This window comes from Sporosarcina sp. FSL W7-1349 (assembly GCF_038003045.1).
In the GTDB taxonomy this organism is placed as follows: Bacteria; Bacillota; Bacilli; order Bacillales_A; family Planococcaceae; genus Sporosarcina.
This window is the reverse complement of sequence record NZ_JBBOOK010000001.1, coordinates 1916254-1939496: the sequence shown is the minus strand read 5'-3', so window position 1 is coordinate 1939496 and position 23243 is coordinate 1916254. Positions and strand designations below refer to the sequence as shown.

Sequence of the window (23243 nt, the reverse complement as noted above, 5' to 3'; positions counted from 1 at the left end):
AACTTTGGAAATCAACTTTTTTGAAGCAACTGAAGATCTTTATAAGGTAGACAAATCAGAAGCAACATCTATTTGGCATGGGCTCAATCAAATCCGTTTTTTTGAAGAAGCGAGTATTAAGGCATATAAGAAAGGGTTAATTGGCGGGTCCGTACATCCATATATTGGTCAAGAAGCTGTTGCCGTCGGAATTTGCAGGAACTTGAATAATACAGACTATATGACAACCACTTATCGAGGAAGAGGACATGCCTTAGCAAAGGGAGCAGATCCATTCAAATTATTCGCCGAAATGTTTGGAAGGAAGAGTGGCTATTGTAAAGGAAAGGGTGGCCCGATGCATATTGCTTCTAAAGAGCTAGGAATGCTTGGAGCAAATGGCATTGTAGCGGGAGGCATTCCGATTGCTGTCGGAGGTGCGTTAACAGCAAAACGTAAAGGAGAAGGGAAAGTTGCAGTCACTTTCTTCGGAGATGGTGCTACTAACCAAGGTGTTTTTCATGAATCACTAAATTTAGCCGCCGTGCTGCAACTTCCAATCATATTCGTTTGTGAGAATAACTTATATTCTGAGATGACACCAATTTCAGATTCATTGTTAAATAAAGATTTGGCGGAGAGAGGTATTGCCTATCATATTCACTCTGTTGTCGTCGATGGGAATGATCCATTGGCTGTGGATGCCGTTGCAAAAGAAGCTATTGAGCGGGCGAGAAGCGGCAATGGACCGACATTTATAGAAGCAAAAACCTACCGATTATTAGGTCATATGTTTGGAGATAGCGAGACTTATAGAACGAAGGAAGAGGTACAAGAATGGTGGGCCAAAGAACCTCTTAAAATCTTCAAAGAACAGTGCTTGCAATACGAATGGCTTTCCGAAAGGGAATTGGAGGAAGTGGCAGAAGAGGCAAAAGAAGAGATTAATGCTAGCTATGAACAAGCTGTATTGGATGAGGAGCCGTCTTTAGAGGAGGTATACACAGATGTCTACTAATGAAAGAATGATCACTTATGCAGAAGCGTTAAATGAAGCTCTTAAAGAAGAAATGGAAAAAAATGAAGATATTATTTTATTGGGGGAAGATATAGGTCCTTATGGAGGAGTTTTTAACGTTACTAAAGGTCTGTTTGAACGATACGGGGCGGAACGGGTGATTGATACACCTATTTCGGAGGCTGGTTTCGCTGGCGCGGGTATCGGTGCTGCTATGACTGGATTGAAACCAATCGTTGAATTTATGTGGATTGATTTTACATTTGTGGCGATGGATCAGATTTTAAATCAAGGAGCGAAGATGGCATATATGTCCGGTGGGCAAACCACGGTACCCATTGTTTTTAGAACGCAAGGCGGGGGCGGGCGTGGAAATGCAGCTCAACACTCCCAAAGTCTCGAAACTATTTTTGCTCATGTACCGGGAATGAAAGTCGTTCTACCTTCCAGTCCTTATGATGCAAAGGGACTTCTAAAAACGGCAATTCGAGAAAACTGCCCGGTTATGTTTATTGAGAATAAGCTCTTATACAATACGAAAGGCCATGTCCCTGAAGAAGAATATACAATAGCTTTTGGACAAGCCAACGTATTAGTGGAAGGCGAAGATATTACGATGGTAAGCATTTCTAGAAGTGTGCATCTCAGCTTGGAAGCGGCCGAGGCATTAAAAGCTGAAGGCATTCATGCCGAAGTGATTGACTTGCGGACATTGGTTCCTTTAGATATCGAAACGATCAAAGACTCCGTGAAAAAGACGAATCGGCTCATCATTGTTCATGAAGCGGCAAAGTCTTTTGGGTGGGGCGCGGAATTAGCGGCTCAAATCTCAGAAGAAGTGTTTGATTATTTAGATGCACCTGTATATAGGATTGGTGCGAAAGATACGCCAATTCCTTACAATATGAAATTGGAAAAAGAAGTGTTGCCTAAAGTAGAAGATATTGTGGATGACATTAAAAAATCACTATATATGAAAGAGGGTTCAAAATGATAATAGGTCTTTGGCACACTAGCTTTACGGTGGAAAACCTGGATAAATCGATTCCATTTTATCGGGATCTATTAGGCCTGACGTTGGTTCATGAACAGGCCCAAAATAATGAATACACGAGAAAACTGGTTGGATATCCCGATGCCAATTTGAAGGTAGCTATGTTTTCCATTGATGGATTAGATGTCGGCCCTTCAGGACATGTATTAGAGTTAGTTGAATATGTATCTCCTAAAGGATTGGAAGTCCCAGAAGGAACTGTTCATACCCGCAGTGCTCACCTAGCTTTTAGAGTAACAGATATTTTTCAGACTGTTCATCGATTAACAGAACATGGCGTAGCGTTTAAATCTGAAATCGTGGCAATTCAAGAAGGACGCAACAAGGGAGGCTACACTGTATATTTCAAAGATCCGGACGGGATAACTTTAGAGTTAGTTCAACCCCCATCAAAGGAGAGAGTGTAAATGTTTGATGTAGTCGTTATAGGAGGAGGAATTGGGGGCTATACGGCAGCAATTCGTGGAGCAAAAAAAGGATTGAAAGTTTTGCTCATTGAAAAAGAAAAATTAGGAGGAACCTGTCTACATAAGGGCTGTATTCCTACAAAAATTATGTTGGAGTTATCAAAAAAAGTACAAGCATTGAAACATAGTCATGAGTGGGGAATCAAGTCAGTTGACGAAAATAATGTAGAGAAAGTAGATTATCCCAAGTTTCTTGAAAAAAGAGAGGGGATCATCGATCAGCTTTTCTCAGGACTGCGATTTTTAATGAAGAAAAATAAGATTACAGTAGTTGAAGGCCAAGCTGAAGCTATCTTGAAAATGGCTGAAACCTTTCTGATTAAAGTAAGAAGATTAACAAACGAAATTGAAGAATTTGAAGGAAAACATGTCATTTTGGCCACAGGAACCGTCCCCCTTGTTCCAAAGAATGTTGATGAACACAGTGAGAAAATCGTTACAAGCGACACTTTATTGGATTTAGATTATCTTCCTAATTCTATTTCAATTATGGGCGGAGGCGTTATTGGAGTGGAGTATGCTACATTTTTCAGTGAAATGGGATGCGCAGTAACTATCATTGAGAAAGAAAAGCATTTGATACCGACTAATGATGAAGAGATATGCAATGAACTCGAAAAGAGCTTGAGAAAAAAAGGTGTCAATCTTTACTTGGGACATGAAGTGATTTTAGAAGAGATTCAAGATAATAATGATCACTTAGAAATTACATTACAAAATAATGAAACGAGTTTAACAACCGCTATTCCTTCAGACATTTTACTTGTAGCTACTGGCAGGAAGACTACATTTGCCGATCTTCAACTAAATTTCGATATGGAAACTGAAAATCACTTTGTGAAAACGAATGAGTTTATGGAGACATCTCTTAAGGGATTATACGCTGTTGGAGATATCACTGGTTCCTATCAGTTGGCTCACCTGGCAGCACATCAAGGCACGATTGCAATCGATAGCATTCTAGGTGACTATGTTGAGCCAGTAAATGAACAGTATATTCCAAAATGTATATATACAAATCCCGAAATAGCAAGTATTGGTTTAACTGAATCCGAATGTATAAGAAGCGGGAGGAAATTTCAAGTTGGTAAGTTCCACTACACAGGTAATGGAAAAGCTTTAATAAGTTCTAACAACCAAGGGTTCGCCAAAGTAATAACGGATATAAAGACAGACCAAGTGGTCGGAGTCCATCTAATCGGAGAAAAAGCTACTGAATTAATTGGAGAATTATCGTTAGGAATGCTCCTGGAAACTACGTCTTGGGAAATGAGTACAGCGATTCATCCGCATCCAAGCATAAGTGAAATTTTAGGGGAAGCGGCTTTAGCGGTTCAAGGATTGGAAATTAACGGTTGAGTAGGGGTGAGTAGAATGGCGGCTGACATTATTTTACCTAAAATGGGATTAACCATGGATGAAGCAACAATTGTCACTTGGCTTAAACAAGTTGGTGATACGGTTAATGAAGAAGAGCCGATCGTGGAAGTACAAACAGATAAATCCATTTTGGAAGTGGAGGCACCTCATACAGGAGTCTTGACAGAAATCTTGTATGAGGAGGGAGAATTAGTTCAGGTTGGGGAGATATTGGGAAGCATTGGGGTTTCGGAAGTAAGTAGTAAAGAAGGTAATGGACAAAAAGAATCCATGTCAATTCAACCAACGGAAGTTGAAAAAGTAAAAAAACCTAGTCCTCAGAAAGCAACAGCAGTGCATACAAACCAATCTGATCGAATCCGCATATCTCCGGCGGCTAGAAGGTTGCTAAAAGAAAATGATCTTTTGGCTCATGAACTTGTTGGAAGCGGTCCACTTGGAAGAATTGTTTTAACGGACGTCTACAAAGCGCTTGATGCAAGGAAAACCAACATAACAAAATCAAGAGAGACAGTGGAACAGGTTGGCAATGATACACAAAAAGAACCGGTCAGCGGTATACGTCAAGTTATCGCCACGCGGATGACCGATAGCTTTATGAACGTCCCTCAATTCCAATTGAACCGGGATATGAACGTGACCAATATGGAAACATTACGCAAAAAAGTGAATGAACTAGGTAATAAAGGCGTGAAGTTATCCATCAATGATTTTTTAATCAAAGCTGTGGCATTAGCAATAGCGAAGCAGCCAATTTTTAATAGCAGTTATGAGTATAGTGAAAAACAGCATGCGATTATAAAGAAAAAAGATATTAATGTTGGTCTTGCAGTCGCCGTGAACGACAGCTTGCTAGTTCCCGTTATTTGCAACGCGGATCAATTATCGGTAATTGAAATCGCCAAGGAAAGGGACAGATTAGTTAACAAAGCCAAAGCAGGGAAACTAACGGTGGATGAGATGAGTAATGGGTCATTTACAATCTCAAACTTGGGGGCTTTTGGAATAGATGACTTTACTGCTTTAGTAAATCCTCCAGAGTCAGGGATTTTAGCGGTAGGCTCTTCCAAGCTTAAACCAGTCGTGAATGAGCAAGGAGAAATTGAAGTGAAACCAATCTTGCGCTTATCGGCATCATTCGATCATAGGTTGATTGATGGCGCTGTAGGGGCTGTGTTTCTGCAAAATCTTATTGAACAATTGGAATCGAAAGAATGGGAACTATTCTAAGGTAGGTGGATCGGATAGATATGACATACGGAGTAAAAGGAAAAAATGCTATTGTGACAGGGGCTTACCAAGGAATCGGAAAGTCAATTGCTCTCAAGCTGGCCAGCCACGGGGTAAATGTATTGCTGGTCGATTTGAATCCAGAGATCCATTCTATCGTCACAGAAGAACAGCATCAAGTGGAAGGGCAACTATTTTCATTTGTGACTGATTTAACAAACAGTGAAAATTTAACGGAATTGGTGGAGTTCTCCAAGGAGAAGTTTCAGGTAATCGACATTTTGGTCAATAACGCAGGTATTATGCAAACTAAACCATTTCTGGATATTACGGAGGAAGATTGGGACAGGGTGTTGTCCATTAATTTAAAGAGCGTATTTTTGTTATCCCAAGCTATTGTAGCCCAAATGCTTACGCAAAAAGAGGGAAGGATTATCAATATTTCTTCGATAGCAGGAAGGAGCGGTCGGCCATACTCCCCTCACTATGCCGCCAGTAAAGCGGGTATTATTAGCTTGACAAAATCCATGGCAGAAGCTTTTGGAAAACAAAATATAAGAACAAATGCAATTTGTCCAGGGGTTATTTTAACTCCCATGATGGAAGAAATATACGAAAAAAGAAGAAATCTGGGAGAGAGTCCCGAGGAGAAATTTCTGCAAACCATTAAATTAGATCGCTTAGGTACACCAGAAGACGTCTCGGATACAGCACTGTTTTTATGTTCCGATCAAAGTTCCTACATTAATGGACAAGCTTTAAATGTTTGTGGTGGGTATGAGATGGACTAAGAAAAAGGAGGACAAGGTTCATGAGAATTGATGCGCATCAACATTTTTGGAATTTTGATCGTGTACCCTATATATGGCCCACCAAAGATGAAGAACCGATTTTTCGTAGTATCGAGCCACCTGAATTAGCGGGGATACTGAAAGAGGTTCATATTGATAAAACAATTCTTGTTCAAGCAGATAACTCCTACGAAGACACACTGTATATGTTGGAAATTGCTGAGAAATACAACTGGGTGGCTGGCGTTGTAGGATGGGTCCCTTTAGACAAACCGGATGAGACGGCTATTCGTTTAGAAAAGTTTTTAGAAAACCCATATTTCAAAGGGGTTCGTCACCTAATCCATAATGAAAAGGATGTCAATTGGCTAATCCAGCCCCAAGTTATTGAAGGCTTAAATGTTTTACAAGCTAATGACGTGCCATTTGATGTTGTCGCTGTTTTACCGGAGCATCTCAAATTGATCCCTATACTTTCTGAAAAATTGCCTAATTTGAGAATGGTAATCGACCATCTAGGAAAACCGCCGATCGCTTCTGCTCAGTTTGAGCCTTGGCAGGAACTTATAAAACAAGCCGCTTCCAATCCAAATGTATATGCAAAAATTTCGGGGTTAAATACGGCTGCTTCCCCTGATTGGAATGCGGAAGACATACAACCTTATATTGATATTGCTTTTACTCTATTTGGTGCGGATAGATTAATGTTCGGTAGCGATTGGCCTGTTTTAAATTTAGCAGGTGATTATAAACAGGTATTGGATTCAGTAGAGATTGCAATGACAGAACGCACTGATAAGGAATATCAAGCTGTTTTTGATAAAACTGCCACCAAGTTCTATCAGCTTTGAATTAAAAGAGGTGAATAGGATGTTAAGAGTAGCCAGCGTAATCCATATAACCGATGAACATATCGATGAATATAAAAAGCTTCATCAACGAGTATGGCCTGAGGTAATCGATCGTATCAAAAGAAGTAATATTCAAAATTACTCCATCCATATAAAGGATAATACATTATTTAGTTACTACGAATATGTTGGAGAAAATTATGAAAAAGATATGGCTGAAATGGAGAAAGATGAAACAACTCAAAGATGGTGGGCTATTTGTAAGCCCTTGCAAGAGCCGCTCGTGACCCGATCGGAAAATGAATGGTGGGCAAGTATGAAGGAAGTATTCTATTTAGAATAAATTCGGGGGAGGGAAAAGAAAATGTTCGAGGTGGACTATAAGCCAGCAGTTCCTAAAAATAAAAACTTGCGTATCGGAATTATTGGTGCAGGAGAGATCGTACGGGATGCTCACTTACCCGCATATCAATTGGCAGGTTTTGAGGTAGTTGGTATATACAATCGAACGGTCCAGCGGGCTGAATCTGTCGCCCAACAATTTAATATACCAAACGTATGTAAGACAATGGAAGAGTTAATCAACCATCCTGAAGTAGATATTGTAGATATAGCTGTAACCGCTGACTTACAGCCAAAAGTTGTTGAATTAGCTGCAAAAGCAGGTAAACATATATTATGTCAAAAACCGCTTGCTGATACCATGGAAAATGCTAAGAAAATTGTAGCGCTTGGCGAAAAATATAATGTGAAAATAGCGATTAATCAGCAAATGAGATGGGCACCATCAATCAGGGCCAGTCACGACATCATTAGTAAAGGCCTTCTTGGAGAACTAACGAACGCTTCAATCCAAGTAAATGTATTGACGCAATTTGAAAACTGGCCTTTTCTAAAAAAGATAAAAAATCTAGAAATTATGTACCATAGTATACACTATTTAGATTCAATTCGGTTTTTGTTTGGAACCCCCGAGTATATCTATGCAGATGGCGCAAAATATCCAGATCAGCAAGTGGAGGGTGAAACTAGAACTCTTATCCATATGAAGTTTCCCGGATATGCCAGGGGCCTTGTCTATGATAACCATAATAACTGGTCGACACAAGACGATTGGTATGCAACATATCGATTTGAAGGTACGGAAGGCATCATTAAGGGACAAAATGGAGCATTGTATAATTATCCGTTTGGACAAGAAGACACGATTGAATTCACCTCAAATAAATTAATCAAAGATACATGGTTTAAACCAAATCTAGAAGGAAAATGGTTTCCGCACGCATTTATAGGAACAATGGGTGAATTGATGAGGGCTATCGAAGAAAATAGAGAACCTGAAAATAGTGTGAATGATAATTTATTAACATTAAAAATGGTTTATGCTGCCTATCAATCAATGAAAGAAAATAGACCTGTATGGCTTGAAGAAATTAATTGAAGACGGATAAGGGGAGGCGGAAAATTATGAAGGTATTTAATAAAGCGGCTCTAGTAATTTTGTTAATCAGTCTATTGGTGCTAACTGCATGTAATGAAAATACTACAAATAGTGAGTCGAGTAACACTGATAATAAAAAGTATGAAATAGCAGGGATTCTAATGCAATCGGATGTAGAATGGTTTAAGCAAATTCAATTGGGAATGGAAAAGGCGGCAAAAGATTATAACGTAAATCTAAAGATTGGAAATTCTAATTTGGATTTAGCTGAAGAATCTAACCTGATAGACACCTATTCATCTCAAGGGATGGATGCTATTGTAATGTCTGCAATTGATTCATCTTCATCTACGCAAGCAATTAAACGTGCTTTAGAAAAAGATGTAACAGTGATCAATTATAATACAAACGTGGATGAAGAGGTTATGAAGTATTTTGTGGGGATTGATAATTTTGAACTGGGCGCTCAGGCAGGCAAAATTTTAGTTGACTATGTAAATGAACACTTGAACGGGGAAGCAAAGCTAGGGATGGTTACGCTTTCCATGTTTGAAGTAGGTAAAGATCGTGAAAGAGGTTTTCTTTCAGAAGTAGAAAAAGCACCGGGAATCGAAATTGTGAGCAAACAAGATGCAAATGGGCCGGAAAACGGAATGTCCGTTGCTGAAACGATGATACAAGCCAATCCGGATATGAATGTCATGTGGGCAGCAAATGGCGGAACGACAATGGGAGTCGTTCAAGGGATCATTTCTAAAGGACTTCAAGAAAAAATTAAGTTCTTCGGAACGGATATGGATGTACAAACAGGCAATGCTTTATTGGATAGTACGAACCCATATCAAGCAGTTTCCACACAAGATCCTGAAAAGATCGGTTATCAGTCAGTAGAAGCGGCCGTTCAAGTATTGCAGGGTGAAGAAGTAGAAAGCGAAATTATTGTGGACTTGGATGTTTTTACAAAGGATGACAAAGAAAAGGTTCAACAATATGTAGAAAAATACTCGAATATTTAAATGAGGAGAGTTTTGCATGTCAGAATTTCTACTAGAATTAAAAAAAATTAATAAAGTATTTGGAAATGTTCATGCGCTAAACTCTGTAGATTTTAATTTAAGGCATGGAGAAGTCCATGCCTTATTAGGTGCTAATGGGGCTGGAAAGTCAACATTAGTTAAAATGATATCCGGGGCATATGAGCCTGACAGCGGGGAAATCATACTTGAGGGAACTCCGATTAAATTAAGTAGTACTCAAATGTCTAAAGACTTAGGGATTTCTATAGTCTATCAGGAGTTTAGCCTATTTAATGATTTGAGCATTGCTGAAAACATTTTTGCTGGCAGAATTCCTTTGTTATCTAAACTTCCTCCGATAATCGATGAGCATAAAATGAAGAGAGATGCAGAAAGTGTACTGAAAAATGTAGGGATCGCATTGGATGTTAAAAAGTTGGTGAGAGAATTACCAGTTGGAGAACAACAAATTATTGAAATTTGTAAAGCCATCTCTTTAAAGGCCAAAGTACTTATCTTAGATGAGCCAACTTCTGCTCTCAATGCCCAAGAAATTGAACAATTGTTTAAGATTATTAAAAATTTAAAGGACCAGAGGGTTGGGATCATTTATATAACTCATAGACTGAGTGAATTAACTGAAATTTGTGATAAAGTGACGATAATGAGAGATGGAAGAAATATTGGTACTCATTCTATTAAAGACAAAAGCATGGGCGAAATGGTGGATTTAATGTTGGGCGAATCTGGTCAAGCTGCTGAAAAAGTAAAGAAGAATATACAAAGCGATAAAAAAGTTCTTGAGTTATTAAACTTGAAAACAAAAGATCTTAATAATATAAGCCTTTATGTCAGACCTGGTGAAATTTTAGGGCTGGCTGGTCAAATGGGGTCCGGCCGAACTGAAATTTTCAAATCTATCTTTGGCTACGAAAAAATTGAGGCAGGTGTTATTAAAATTGAAAATACCGAATTTAAAAATCCGATAAGAAAAAAAATGATCCGCAAGGGAATCGGTTTTGTTTCAGAAGACAGGAAAACAGAAGGGATACTTCCAGGAAGAAGTATAAAAGAAAATATTGTTGTTTCAATCATGAATCAAATCACGACGAGAGGATTTATCTCTAATCAAAAAGAAGAAAAGGCATCCCAAACTGCAATAACTCAGACGGGACTTTATCCAAATCTCCCTAATCGAAATATTGAATTTTTAAGTGGTGGTAATCAACAAAAAGCAATCTTAGGAAGATGGCTGGCCCTTAATAATTTAAAAGTTCTATTGCTTGATGAGCCTACAAGGGGAATTGATGTAGGTGCAAAAGGACAAATATATAGCTTGTTAAATGAAATAACTCAAAAAGGGATCGCTATTATAATAGCTTCCTCGGATTTAGACGAATTAGTGCAAATTACAGATCGAATCCTTATTATGGAAAATGGCACAATCCAACGTGAAATGAAAAATGAGAATGTTTCGGTTAATGATTTGACAAAGGCAATTTTGGGAGGGAAATAGATGTTGCAACAAGGCTTGCAGGAAAGTAATAAATTGAGAAAATTTTCGATTAAAGATTATTGGAAAACGTATCAAAATATTCTTGGATTGTTAGGTGTATTACTACTTCTAATAATTGTATTCAGCGTAATTGCTCCTAACTTTTTGACAACAAGCAATTTTATTGATGTTTTAAGACAGATGTCGATGATTTCAATAATAGCAATTGGAATGACGATGGTTATTATTACTGCGGAAATCGATCTGTCTGTAGGGTCCTTAGTTGCAGCGAGTAGTGCAGTCCTCGGATTCTTGGCAATTTCTATGAATTTTAATATATGGATCGCGATGATACTGACTATTTTATTAGGTGGTGTCAGTGGATATAGCATCGGATTCTTACGAAATCGATATGGAATTCCAACATTTATTACAAGTCTTGGATGGTTATCTGTATGGCGGGGAATTGCCTATTTAATTACCGGTGGCTTTCCATTATCTCCATTTCCAGAGGGATTTTCCTTCCTGGGTAGTGGATTTATAGGGCCTATTCCCTTTGTTGTAATATTAATGATTTTCCTTTACATCATCTTTTATTATGTATTAGTGAAAACTCCGTTTGGACGTAATGTTTACGCAGTGGGAAGCAATATTAAAGCAGCGCAATTATCTGGAGTACCGGTAGCAAAAGTTAAAACGGCAGTGTTTGTTATTACGGGAATGTTGGCTGCACTAGCTGGAATTATTTTGTCGTCCAGATTAATGTCAGGGAATCCGACAGTAGCGAATGGTTGGGAATTAGATGTAATTGCGGCTGTCATTGTTGGTGGGACTAGTTTGGCTGGAGGAAGAGGCTCCATCATCGGAACATTTTTAGGTGCTTTATTTATTGCTGTCTTAAGCAATGGCATGGTTCTTCTAGGGGTATCTCCCTATCTTCAGTTGGTTGTTAAAGGCTCTATTATTGTATTTGCAGTCATACTGAATGCGGTTCAAATTTATGGTATTAAAGGAATGCAAAAAGATATCGAATAGACAGTTTTAATATAAGGAGGATCATATGAGGAAAATTTACTTGCAATTTGCAATGCTATTGACACTGTTGGTTCTAGTAATGGCTGGTTGTAGTGATTCGAATGTAGAATCTTCTGAAGGAACAGATGAAAAAGTAACATTGCGCATGGGATATGTTATGGCTGAAGGTTCACCTACTCATGAATCCGTTAAGCAGTTTGCTAAAAATGTAGCAGAACGGACAAATGGAACGATTGAAATAGAACTGTTTCCAAATTCTACATTGGGCAGTGATGCGGATGTATTGGAACAAGCCAAATTAGGAACACCGGTTATCGCTTACAATAATCCATCAGGTTTGCAAGATATGGCTCCAGATTTATCCGTGCTGGGCGGTCCTTTCCTAGTAGAGGATTGGAACCAGCTCCAAAAAGTAATTGACTCTGATTTTATGAAAGAACAAGAGGCACTACTAGAAGAAAATGGTTTACGCGTATTAGCTTTTAATTGGTATTTTGGTGGAAGGCATGTCATTTCTGATCGTGTAGTAGAAACACCTGAAGATTTAAAAGGTGCAAAAGTTCGATCTTCTCCACTCCCAATGTGGCAAGAAACGATTAAAGCTATGGGCGCAAATCCAACGTCTCTTGAATGGGCGGAAGTTTACCCGGGGCTAGAGCAAGGGATTATCGTCGGTGCTGAAGCTCCATTGGAAACGCTATACTCCAGTAAAATTCACGAAGTAGCGGATCATATATCCTTAACAGGTCACTTTAAACAAGTTAACGGTTGGTTAATGAGTGAGAAGGTATTCTCAGGATTGTCTGAAGAAAATCAACAGATTTTATTAGAGGAAGCCAAGGCTGCCGGGGAGCTAGCGACACAAGCAACCATTGAGCAGGAAAAGGAGTATGAGCAAAAACTTAAAGATGAGGGCGTTACCATTACACAACCTGATGTCGACGCTTTTAAAGAAGCAACTTCAAGTGTGTATGACATCTTGTCTGATAGTTGGTCTGACGGCACATATGAAAGAGTTAAGGAGATAATTAATAATTGATTTTACATTACATAGAGTAGGACAAATTGTCTTACTCTATTTTTATCCAAGGGGGGAAACACGGTGTTCTTAAAGATCATGTCAAGGCTGGAAGAGGCTCTTGTTAATGTAATTATGGTTATATTAGTAATTTTAACGTTCATTAATGTGGTTTTACGATATATTTTTGATTACTCAATTCCAGGATCTGTTGAATTATCTATTTTGTTATTTGCCTGGATTATCTTTATAGGATCTAGTGTTGCTATGAAAAATAAAGGTCATATTAAGATCGATCTATTAGAAGCTATCTTACCAAAAAAAGGTACAAGATTTCTCTCCATTTTAATAGGCATAATGTTGATAACTTTGTCGGCTTTCATGTGTTTTTACGGATTTATATTTACATATGACGTAATAGGTGAAACGTTAGGAGCTTCCAATATACCGAAAGCTCTGGTCTACCTAGCTTTTCCCATAGGATTTGGACTTATGGGGATACACCTCATTAACCATTTAGTAATAACGATTAAAGAGATAAGTGGTGAATAGAATATGACAATTTTTATTATCTTCTTAATGTTAGGTTTGATGCTTATAGGAGTACCAGTTGTATTCTCTATTATGATTGCTACTCTATTATTTTTTATAGTGGAACCTTCCGTAACGATAGAGGTGTTCATTCAGCGAATTATTTCAGGCACTCAATCTTTTCCACTTTTAGCAATCCCATTTTTCGTATTGACAGGTTACCTTATGAATGTCAGTGACATTTCAAGAAGGCTTATTAATCTATCTTCTGCTTCTATTGGCCACATTAAGGGCGGTATTGGATATGTTAATATTCTAGTGAATACCTTTATGGCTGGAATGTCGGGTTCTTCTAATGCAGACTCCGCAGTATTATCGAAATTATTAGTTACCCCAATGGAAGAAAAGGGATATAGCAGGGGGCTAGCTGCTGGCCTGACAGCCTCAGCTTCACTGATAGCTCCGATCATCCCCCCGAGTATCGCGCTCATTATGTATGGATTCATGGCGGAGGTGTCCATAGGTAAACTTTTTATGGCAGGTATCTTACCCGGAATTCTTATGGCAGTTCTACTTTTTATTTTTAATTTTGTCATTGCTCGTAAAAATGACTTACCTAAAGAGCATGAGAATTTCTCAATTGGAGAAGTAGCGCGTACATTTAAATATGCTGTCCTCGCATTGTTTACCCCTGTTATTATAGTAGGGGGAATCAGGTTAGGTATAATGACGCCTACTGAGGCGGGGGCTATAACTGTAGTCTACGCATTTCTAATCGGATACTTTGTTTATAAAAAGATTACTATGAAAATGCTAAAAGAAGTCATCGGTGAATCTGTCACCTTAACAGCCGTGGTAATGATTATTGTAGCGGCATCTTCTGCTTTCGGTTGGGTACTAACTTGGGAAAGAATCCCACAACAAGTTGCGGAATTAGTGTTAGGTTTATCTGAAAACCCAATTATTGTTTTACTTCTAATTAACATTATGCTTTTAATTATAGGAATGTTTATAGAGGGTACAGCGAGTATCGTTTTGTTAACACCATTGTTGACCCCGCTGGTTGCAGAAATTGGAGTAGATTTGGTTCACTTTGGAATCATTGTAGCAATGAATTTAGCAATAGGAAGTATAACCCCTCCTCTTGGAACAGTTATGTTTACGACAAGCGCTGCAGCCAATATTTCGATTGTTGAGTTTCTGAGAAAAAGTTGGCCGTTGTACATCGTTTTGCTTATAGCCCTATTTATGGTGACGTATATTCCAGCAATTTCATTAGCTTTGGTGAAGTGAGACAGTATTTTCTGGTTGATTAAAATGGGATGGCTTTTTATTAAAGTGGAAGCGCTTGAATAAACTCGAGTTCGGTAATTTTATACCGAACTCTCAGACTGTAGACAAAAGGGTTGGAAATCAATTTGATTTCCAACCCTTTTCCTGTTTTAAGCGTTTTTTTACGGAAATGAGCCCTACCACTCTTCTATTTTTCTTTCTATTACGCCGTGGCTGGCGCTTTCCACGTCCAGCTGGCCAACTTCTTAAGATTCAAAGCAGCAAACGTAAGCATCGCCTGCATGGACAATTTTTTTAGCCCTCGTAGGGTTGTCCATCGCATGCCATGCTTTTCTTTGGCGTCGGCAAAGACACGTTCAATCGTCTCTTTACGCCTCCCGTATATCTCTTTGATCTCATGATGATGTCTCAAATCCTCCGCTACATCCAGGTAATCCTGCCAGATATGACGTTGAATGATCTTCTGCTGATTCTTACTTTGAGTGCATTGACTGATCACCGGGCACGATGCACAAATGGATGGTGCCGAGGCATACTGACGGTATCCCTCCCTTGTGGTCGTCCTATAGGGTAAGACTTGTCCTTCCGGACAGAGATAGCAGTCATAGTGCTCGTCATAGACATACTCGTGTTTTCGGAAGAAACCCTCCTTGGTCATTGGCCGTTTGTAAGGAAGTGCAGGAAGGATCTGATGTTCAATCAGGAAGTTCGCAATCGCGGGCGTCTTGTAGGCTGCATCGGCGGCAACGGCAATTGGCCGCTTCACTTTGTCGATGATCTTCTGTACCAGCGGCTCAAGCATATGGCTGTCATGGACATTACCTGGAGTGACGATGTTTGCGAGAACAAATCCCTTTTCATCCGTAGCTGCATGGAAGGAATAGGCGAACTGCTTGGTCCGTTCGTCCTTTACATAGTAGCCACTCTCCGGGTCTGTCGTTGACTCCTTGATCTCTTTATGTTCTTCCTTTTCGAACTTCTCCGGAGGGAACGGTTTCTTCCCATTCTCTTCTCGGTCCATGTTGAGCTCCTCCTGGAGCTTCTTCTCATATGCCCGGGTCTCTTTCCGAACCACTTTCTTTTGAAACTTGCGCTTGTTCGCACTCGCTTTCACATGGGTGGAGTCGATAAAGACATGATCCGGGCTAAGAAGCCCACGATCTGCGACCTCCTTCAGCACCCGATAGAAGATCTGTTCAAATAGATCCGTATCTTTAAAACGGCGAATGTAGTTCTTCCCGAATGTGGAAAAATGGGGCACCTCTGTATGAAAGCCAAAGCCGAGAAACCAGCGGTATGCCATATTCGTTTCAATTTCTTTGATCGTTTGGCGCATGGATCGTATGCCGAAGGTATATTGGATGAATGTCATTTTGATCAGTACCACCGGGTCGATACTGGGTCTCCCGATTGTCGAGTACAGGTCTTCCACCAATGGATAGATGAACGCGAAGTCAATGGCTGCATCCAGTTTACGTACCAAATGATCCTGGGGCACCAACTGTTCAATAGTCAGCATTTCCAACTGTTCTCGTTGGTTCATTTGATTCTTCGTCATCATATCCATCACCTCTGTAAGTTTGAAGGAAAAACTGTTGATTGGAGCGGAGGATGGCGACTCCAGCGGGAACAGCACGAGCGGAAGACCCTGGACTGAGCGCAGCGAGGGAAGCGGCTGAAGCCGTGCCCGCGGAAAGCGTCCATCCGCAGCGGAAATCAACATTTCCTAAGATTACTTCCATTGTAAAAGAAAAAAGACTGTAGGCAAACTCCAAAATTTCTGGAGTTTGTCTACAGTCTGCGAGTTCGGTAATTTTATACCGAACTCTTTGTATTTTAATATCTCCTTTCAGTTATTAAGAATAATATCTACCCTCACATAAAGAAGTTCTCTTCTCCGACCTTTTCGTAAAGGCCGCTTTTTTTGAAAATCGGGATCTTCTCTTTCGGGAGCCGTTTGACGATAATCTGGATGCCCGCTTTTTTGGCATCGTCGAGCAGAGCTGAAAGGGCAGCCTCGCCGGTTGCGTCAATGACGGATAGGTGCTCCAGATCGAGGATCATTCGCTTCGCCTTCGTTTGTAACAGAGCAGGGAGCTGGTCTTCGAACACTTTGGCGGTACCGAAAAATATCGGTCCGTCGATAATATATTTTTGGATGGCTTCCGGATTGTTGCCTCCGAATTTCACCAATTCCACTTCGGACAGTTTGCCTTCTTTAATGCTTAGTTTGCCGCTCATTTTGCGTAAGAAAGACAAAGCTGCCAGGAGAATCCCGACTTGTACAGCGATGGTCAAATTGACGAAAATAGTCAGCAGGAACGTCGTTACTAAAACGATCGAATCGCTCGAACGAATGGACAGAATATGGACGAACGCTTGGCGGGCGCTCATATTCCAGGCGACATACATGAGAATCGGCGCCATCGCGGCGAGTGGGATGTAGGAAGCGTACGGTGCGAAAAGCAACAGGAAAGCGAGAACGAAAAGGCTTTGTGTCACACCCGAAACCGGGCTGACGGCCCCGGACCGGATATTCGTCGCCGTCCGTGCAATTGCTCCAGTGGCTGGAATCCCGCCGAACAGCGGTGTGACGATATTGGCGATTCCTTGGCCAAACAGTTCCCGTTTGGAATTATGTTTCGGTTCTTCCGGTTTCATGCCATCTGCAACGACCGCGGATAACAGGGATTCGATGGCGCCCAACGCCGCGATAACGAGGGCAGGCTGCCAAAGATTGACCAGTTTGGACAAGGAGATGTCCGGGAATGAAAAGCTGGGAAGCGTTTTGGGAATCCCTCCAAAGGCGGTCCCGATTGTTTCTACCTTTCCTGGAAATAAAAAGATCGAAAGGAGCGTCGGGACGAGCAGCGCAACGAGCAGGAGCGGAACTTTCGGTGCAATCCGCGGCAACACGAGAATGACCGATAAGCCGATGAGCGCGGTCAGGACACTGAACCAATTGATCATATGCAGGTTTCGGAATAGACCAATCATATTTTCATGGAAAAATTCCTTCTGTTCCAGTCCGGTCAGCCCAAGGAAATTCCCAATTTGACCGGTGAAAATTATAATGGCGATTCCGGATGTAAATCCGATTGTAACCGATTTCGGAACGAAATGAATTAAATTACTGACGCCGAGAAAACTCATGATGACGAGAAAGACGCCGGCCAGCAACCCGGCGATGAGAAGATCTTCATATCCGTATTGGAGCACAACTCCGAGCAGGATGGGGATGAATGCGCCGGTAGGACCTGCAATCTGATACCTGGACCCTCCGAACAAGGCGACCAGGAGCCCGGCAATAATTGTTGTGTAAAGGCCGTATTCCGGCTTCACTCCCGAGGCAATAGCAAAAGCCATCCCAAGCGGAATGGCCACGATACCTACAGTGACCCCCGCAATAAGATCTTGACGGAAACCGGCTACATTGTAATTTATATAACGATTGTCTTTCAACATTCCATTCATCTCCGGAATAAGGTATTTCTTACAAGTTCTTATACCAAGTGTACCGTACAAATGGCATAGTGACAAGGGTGCTTCCGCCCAGCAGAAGGTCAGTTGGGCGATGCGGGAAGTGGAAAATAGCTTAAAAATTATCTTAGGCAGAGATATATGTATTGGAATAATTGAATGAATCAATTTGAAATCAGAATGGCATGGGAGAGCCTACGAAATAGACGAACTTATAGTGAAAATGCAAAAAAACACCGCCCGGCTGTTGTCGCCGAGCGGTGTTTTACTATTTCGGAAAAGTTTGTCTTCGTTATTTGATTTGATTGAATCGCTTATAGCCGACAAGTTTTTCCTGCCAATAGGGATAATCGACGGAGGAAATTTCCACTTGCTTCGTTCCGGCGTGGATGAACTTCCCGTCTCCCAAATAGATTCCGGCGTGGGAGATACCTTCCCGGTAGGTATTTTCGAAGAAGACAAGGTCCCCGGGAACCGGTTGCGCGACTGCCGTCGATTGGTTGAACATGCCGATCGTGTCAAGGCGAGGAAGGGCAAGTCCAGCTTTATTGAAGACATAATAAATGAACCCGCTGCAATCGAAGCCCTCTTCCGTCGCGCCCGCCCATACATAAGGTGTGCCGAGGAGCGGCATGGAGACGTCAACTGCCGCGGCCAAGACGCCATTCGATGGTGCCGCCGGGGCCTTCGGAGCAGGCGGTTTTGAATCGTTCACTTGCGGGTTTGCCGGTTTCGCGGGCGCTTTCGCCCATGAATTGATGGACGACGTCGCGATTTTATCTTTGCTGATGGCTTGTCCTACTGAAACGGTCTGCTTCGCTGCCGGTTTGGACGATGCCGCCGGTTTCTTGGCATTTGTCTGTTTCGGTGAAACGATGAGCTTTTGATCGATTTTAATAGAATCCGAGGCCAGGTTATTCATGCTTTTCAATTCATCCACAGTCAATTTATGCTGCGATGCGATTTTCCAAAGCGTATCCCCCGGTTTGACGACATGGGTATCCGTTGAAGCCTGCGCGCTTCCAGCAGCGATTAAGGTCGCCAGCGAGACGGAAGCCAATACCGAAAAAGCCTTCTTTTTCATCTCAATTCCCCTTTCAAACGACAAACCCTTTTCTTCTATTTTAATAGTTTACAAGAAATACTACAATGTTACATAGGGTTACATTTGTGTTACAGTTTTATAAATATAATAAATACGACGCATTTCGAAATCATTACATGACGAAAAAGCTGCCGCGGTATCATCCTGCGGCAGCTTTTTCGATTTCATTTTTCAAATGGTATGTTTCGGTTTCGTCAATTTTCCAATTAAGACGCCGATCAGTGCACCAATGATGGCAGGCACGAGCCATCCAATCTGCTGCTCGTATAACGGGAGGTGGGAAAGTATGGAGGTGACCGGCTTGACATCAATTTCCGCTCCCCGGAGTCCATCGAAGATACTGACGACTGCCGTTGCCAGCAAAGCAAGTACGTAGACGATCGGCTGTCTGTTGAAGGATTTGTCAATAAACGACAGGAGCATCAAGACAATTGCCAGTGGGTAAATCATGAGCAGCACTGGAATAGAAAAAGAAATGAGCTGCGTCAAACCGACATTGGCGATTACTGTACTGAAACCCGCAAAGATCAACACGAAAAGCTTGTAAGACGTGTTAGGAAAAAGTTCCTTGAAGTACTGTGCACATGCCGAGACGAGACCGATGGACGTAGTCAGACACGCGAAAATAATCGTAACGGCAAGAATAATGGAACCGTACTGCCCGTATAACACATTGGAAGCAAGAGCCAGCACAGCGCCTCCGTTACTTTGAACCCCGATTGCTTCCACACTCGTCGCCCCGATATAACCGAGAGAAATATAGACGAATGCCAATCCGGCCGCTGCGATACTGCCTGCGATAACCATGGCCTTCAGGACGGGACGCCTCTCCGTCACACCTTCCGCTTTTAGTGCGTTAATCACGACAATTCCGAAAACTAAGGCGGCGATGACATCCATCGTCAAATAACCTTCCACGAAGCTGCGGAAAAAGGGTTGATTTACAAAATCGCCCTGTGGTTGTCTAATGTCCCCGATCGGTGAGATGATGCTTTTGACAGCTAACGCCCCGATTACGACAAATAGAACAGGAGTCAACCATTTTCCGATCCGGTCGACAAGCTTCGCCGGGTTCAGTGCAAGCACCACCGTAATGAAGAAAAAGAGAATGGTGAAAATAACGAGCGGCCAATGGGAGGAAGCAACCGTTTCCGGCAAAAAGGGTACGACTCCAATCTCGAATGAGACGGTGGCTGTCCGGGGGATACCGAAGAACGGGCCGATCGCCATGTAGACAATCATCGTGAAAATGATGCCGAAAAGGGGATGTACACGCCCTGCAATGGTTTGTAATCCGCCGCCCGCGTTAGCGATGGACAGGACTGCCAAAAGGGGCAGGCCGACCCCGGTGATGAGAAAGCCAATCATGGCAATAAATAATTCATCCCCTGCCATTTGGCCGAGCAAGGGTGGAAATATAATATTACCGGCTCCAAGAAACAAGGCGAAAAGCATCAAGCCGATTATAAAGTTTTTTCGAAAAGACAAAGTAGTCTCAGCTCCTTAAAAAATAGACGTTCAGCAATAGGTTCATTATAAATCTATAAAGTAAAAACGTCTATGAAACCTAATCCAATCCGAGTAGGTCAATTGTAGTGCGAGTGTTTAAAAAACGTATAGATATTTTGTATCACTTATGGTATTCTCTGTAAGACGATAAATTTCGACAATTTCGCCTTTGTAACAAGGAGATCATGGGGAAAAGCTTCTTCTTCAAAGAGATTCACATGAATAAAACAGGAAGTCAGGGCCCGCTAGTCTTACGAACAATGTGCTCGTTCCGTGCTATCGGTGTCTTGAAGAGTGGTTAGAGGAACGTAGAACAGGGAAAACAGTAAATAATCGACGTTTCCTCTTTTTAAAAAAATAATGGAATCTGTTACAAAGCACTTTGACAAGAGCGATGTTCCTTTACCAAACAATCCGCTGTCGGAGTTCAAGAAGAAATACGAGAAAACGCCAAACAATTGGCGGAAATTTTTGATGCCATTTCCACGTCGGTCGGACGATTCATTGCTTAAAAACTACTAACTATTAACCTATTAATTGAATTAGTAGACTATAAGAGAATCACTAAAATATGCTAAAAAAAAGCCGATATAATAGAATTGAACAGGCTGAAAAGGGAGGTGCTGATCTAATGGAACGTTCAATCGAAACAATCAATACGACGCTGGAAAAAATTCGTCAACAGCAGCAATTGCTCTTTTCTCATGCCAAACAGTTGAAGCTCACCCGGGAATCGGTCAAGCATACGCTGGAAGAGATTTGTCAGCAGATTGCCGAAGTAATGGCATGTGAGCGAGTCGGAATCTGGCTGTTCAATGAAAAGAGGACCATCCTGACCGCGCGGAATTACTATGATGCCACACGTCATGAACAATCCTCCGGAGAATGCCTATTCCAACAAGATATGCCTACCTATTTCGAAGCTGTTCAGCAGGGCCGGACATTAATGGTAAAAGATGTGACAACCGATCCGGCTACAGAGGAGTTGTATCGAAAAGGGTACTACGATCCCAAGACACAATCCATGTTGGATGCTTCCATTATTCTAAGCAGGGGGATTGGCGGTGTCTTATGTTGTGAAACAACCGAAAAGCGAGAGTGGTCAGTTTTTGATCAAGTGATCATTTCAGCTTTGGCAGACATGGTCGCTTTTATTTTCGACCGGATTTACCGGATTGAAATCGAGGAGCATATACATACGCTGGCCTACACCGACCCGCTGACCGGCCTCGACAATCAGCATGCCTTCCTTAGAAATGTGGATGAGTTGCTGCCGAACCTACCGATGGATGGACAAGGCGTCTTCCTCTACCTGATCCTTGATCAATTTACCGAGATTCAGGGCGTCCTAGGCCATGATGGGGGAGACGAAGTTCTGAAGGAAACGGCGAGGCGCTTGCGGTACCTATTCCCGGCTCCTGCCATTACCGCGCGCATCGGATTTGACCATTTCATTGTTTTTATTCCCCATGGGTATGCTGCCGAAACAGCCACCTTGTTCATGGATCGATTGGCGGATGAAATAAGGAGGCCAATGCACATCGGAGGTCATGAAGTCTACTTGACTTTCAGTTATGGAGTCTCCTATTATCCGGAACATGTACAGACCGCGAAAGAGGGGCTGCAGACGGCCCATGTCGCATTGCAATCGGGAAGGAAGAAAAAGACCCGCAAAGCGGGCCGAGTCTATAAGCCAGGCATGCATACGACTATGAAGGAAATGATGCTATCGGAAATCAACCTTCGAAAAGGCCTGGACCTCAACGAATTTTGTCTCTTCTACCAACCGCAAGTCGATGGGAAAACGGGAGAGTTGAGAGGCTTCGAAGCGCTTATCCGCTGGAAACATCCGGAACGGGGGCTGATCTATCCGGGGGACTTTATCGACCTTGCCGAATCGACTGGGTTGATCTTGCCGATCGGGGAGTGGGTCATCAAAGAAGCGTTCACCCAACTACGTAGATGGGAGGATGAAGGTCGGGGCCATTTGAAAGTATCTATCAATTTGTCACCGCGCCATTTTCTGCATCATACTCTTCCTGATTATTTGATCCGATGTGCCGAAGAATCGGGAATTGAACCGAATCGGCTGAAACTGGAGATTACAGAAAACGTCGCATTGCAAGACCAAGTAGCAGTCAAACGGAGAATCAAGCAATTGGTCGACCTCGGATTTGATATTTCCATCGATGATTTCGGAACAGGATATTCCGCATTTATTTATTTACAACATTTTTCGGTCCAAGAAATTAAAATCGACCGCCAATTCATCATGGATTTGACAATCGATCCAAAGAGCTCAGCCATTGTCCAAACGATTATCCGATTAGCTAAGATGCTTGGACTTTCCGTTATAGCGGAAGGTGTGGAAACCGAGGAGCAATGGATGCGTTTAAAGCAGTTGGGCTGCACGAAGATTCAGGGCTATTATTTCAGCAGACCGCTTCCCGCAGATGAAATCGATAAACTTTTGGAAGACACGGGTGGCAAACTTCCTGTGCAGGCTGCAACCGCAGATCAAAATGAATAGAAAATGACGTTTGAGGGTAC

Annotated in this window: 20 protein-coding genes; 16 read left to right on the top strand and 4 right to left on the bottom strand. The window is 41.7% G+C overall.

Features of this window, described 5'->3' with window-relative positions:
• The first annotated feature begins 4 nt into the window (after positions 1 to 4).
• The 15 genes from MKY41_RS09600 to MKY41_RS09530 all read left to right on the top strand — a co-directional run bounded on the left by MKY41_RS09600 (position 5) and on the right by MKY41_RS09530 (position 14599).
• Positions 5 to 997, top strand: coding sequence for a thiamine pyrophosphate-dependent dehydrogenase E1 component subunit alpha (locus tag MKY41_RS09600; protein WP_340744794.1), 993 nt, complete (start codon positions 5 to 7; stop codon positions 995 to 997).
• Positions 987 to 1991 carry an alpha-ketoacid dehydrogenase subunit beta gene (locus tag MKY41_RS09595; protein WP_340744793.1) on the top strand — a complete coding sequence of 335 codons (1005 nt, stop codon included), beginning with the start codon at positions 987 to 989 and terminating at the stop codon, positions 1989 to 1991. The genes MKY41_RS09600 and MKY41_RS09595 overlap by 11 nt, the downstream gene beginning before the upstream one ends.
• Positions 1988 to 2458, top strand: a complete 471-nt coding sequence (locus MKY41_RS09590; protein WP_340744792.1) for a VOC family protein — start codon at positions 1988 to 1990, stop codon at positions 2456 to 2458. Before MKY41_RS09595 ends, MKY41_RS09590 begins: the two co-directional genes overlap by 4 nt.
• Positions 2459 to 3877, top strand: a complete 1419-nt coding sequence (gene lpdA, locus MKY41_RS09585) for a dihydrolipoyl dehydrogenase (RefSeq protein WP_340744791.1) — start codon at positions 2459 to 2461, stop codon at positions 3875 to 3877.
• A 15-nt stretch (positions 3878 to 3892) separates the two neighbouring features.
• Positions 3893 to 5128 carry a dihydrolipoamide acetyltransferase family protein gene (locus MKY41_RS09580; protein WP_340744790.1) on the top strand — a complete coding sequence of 412 codons (1236 nt, stop codon included), beginning with the start codon at positions 3893 to 3895 and terminating at the stop codon, positions 5126 to 5128.
• A gap of 20 nt (positions 5129 to 5148) precedes the next feature.
• Entirely contained in the window at positions 5149 to 5919 is a 771-nt protein-coding gene (locus tag MKY41_RS09575; protein WP_340744789.1) for an SDR family NAD(P)-dependent oxidoreductase, read from the top strand.
• Positions 5920 to 5939: 20 nt separating this feature from the next.
• Positions 5940 to 6770 (top strand): amidohydrolase family protein, encoded by an 831-nt coding sequence (locus tag MKY41_RS09570; protein ID WP_340744788.1) that lies wholly within the window; start codon positions 5940 to 5942, stop codon positions 6768 to 6770.
• Positions 6771 to 6789: 19 nt separating this feature from the next.
• On the top strand, positions 6790 to 7113 hold the full coding sequence (locus MKY41_RS09565; RefSeq protein ID WP_340744787.1) for an L-rhamnose mutarotase: 324 nt from the start codon (positions 6790 to 6792) through the stop codon (positions 7111 to 7113).
• 21 nt (positions 7114 to 7134) lie between these two features.
• Positions 7135 to 8211, top strand: coding sequence for a Gfo/Idh/MocA family protein (locus MKY41_RS09560; protein WP_340744786.1), 1077 nt, complete (start codon positions 7135 to 7137; stop codon positions 8209 to 8211).
• Between the two features lie 26 nt (positions 8212 to 8237).
• A complete protein-coding gene (locus tag MKY41_RS09555) occupies positions 8238 to 9227 on the top strand; it encodes a substrate-binding domain-containing protein (protein ID WP_340744785.1) in 990 nt (329 codons plus the stop codon).
• A gap of 16 nt (positions 9228 to 9243) precedes the next feature.
• Positions 9244 to 10743 (top strand): sugar ABC transporter ATP-binding protein, encoded by a 1500-nt coding sequence (locus MKY41_RS09550; protein WP_340744784.1) that lies wholly within the window; start codon positions 9244 to 9246, stop codon positions 10741 to 10743.
• Complete coding sequence (locus MKY41_RS09545; RefSeq protein ID WP_340744783.1) at positions 10744 to 11757, top strand: ABC transporter permease; 1014 nt, start codon at positions 10744 to 10746, stop codon at positions 11755 to 11757.
• Between the two features lie 25 nt (positions 11758 to 11782).
• Positions 11783 to 12796: a C4-dicarboxylate TRAP transporter substrate-binding protein gene (locus tag MKY41_RS09540; RefSeq protein ID WP_340744782.1), complete on the top strand. Its 1014-nt coding sequence runs from the start codon at positions 11783 to 11785 to the stop codon at positions 12794 to 12796.
• Between the two features lie 63 nt (positions 12797 to 12859).
• A complete protein-coding gene (locus MKY41_RS09535) occupies positions 12860 to 13327 on the top strand; it encodes a TRAP transporter small permease (RefSeq protein ID WP_340744781.1) in 468 nt (155 codons plus the stop codon).
• 3 nt (positions 13328 to 13330) lie between these two features.
• The gene (locus MKY41_RS09530) at positions 13331 to 14599 is read left to right on the top strand and encodes a TRAP transporter large permease (protein WP_340744780.1); all 1269 of its coding nucleotides are present in this window, start codon (positions 13331 to 13333) and stop codon (positions 14597 to 14599) included.
• Between the two features lie 202 nt (positions 14600 to 14801).
• Here MKY41_RS09530 and MKY41_RS09525 read toward each other — a convergent pair whose 3' ends face one another.
• The 4 genes from MKY41_RS09525 to brnQ form a co-directional block, all read right to left on the bottom strand.
• The gene (locus MKY41_RS09525; protein ID WP_340745675.1) at positions 14802 to 16160 is read right to left on the bottom strand and encodes an IS1182 family transposase; all 1359 of its coding nucleotides are present in this window, start codon (positions 16158 to 16160) and stop codon (positions 14802 to 14804) included.
• A 314-nt stretch (positions 16161 to 16474) separates the two neighbouring features.
• The gene (locus MKY41_RS09520; protein ID WP_340744779.1) at positions 16475 to 18064 is read right to left on the bottom strand and encodes a SulP family inorganic anion transporter; all 1590 of its coding nucleotides are present in this window, start codon (positions 18062 to 18064) and stop codon (positions 16475 to 16477) included.
• A 307-nt stretch (positions 18065 to 18371) separates the two neighbouring features.
• Positions 18372 to 19163, bottom strand: coding sequence for a C40 family peptidase (locus MKY41_RS09515; protein ID WP_340744778.1), 792 nt, complete (start codon positions 19161 to 19163; stop codon positions 18372 to 18374).
• Between the two features lie 192 nt (positions 19164 to 19355).
• Positions 19356 to 20672, bottom strand: a complete 1317-nt coding sequence (gene brnQ / locus MKY41_RS09510) for a branched-chain amino acid transport system II carrier protein (protein ID WP_340744777.1) — start codon at positions 20670 to 20672, stop codon at positions 19356 to 19358.
• A gap of 652 nt (positions 20673 to 21324) precedes the next feature.
• Here brnQ and MKY41_RS09505 point away from each other — a divergent pair.
• Positions 21325 to 23223, top strand: coding sequence for a sensor domain-containing phosphodiesterase (locus MKY41_RS09505; protein ID WP_340744776.1), 1899 nt, complete (start codon positions 21325 to 21327; stop codon positions 23221 to 23223).
• The last annotated feature ends 20 nt before the right edge of the window (positions 23224 to 23243 follow it).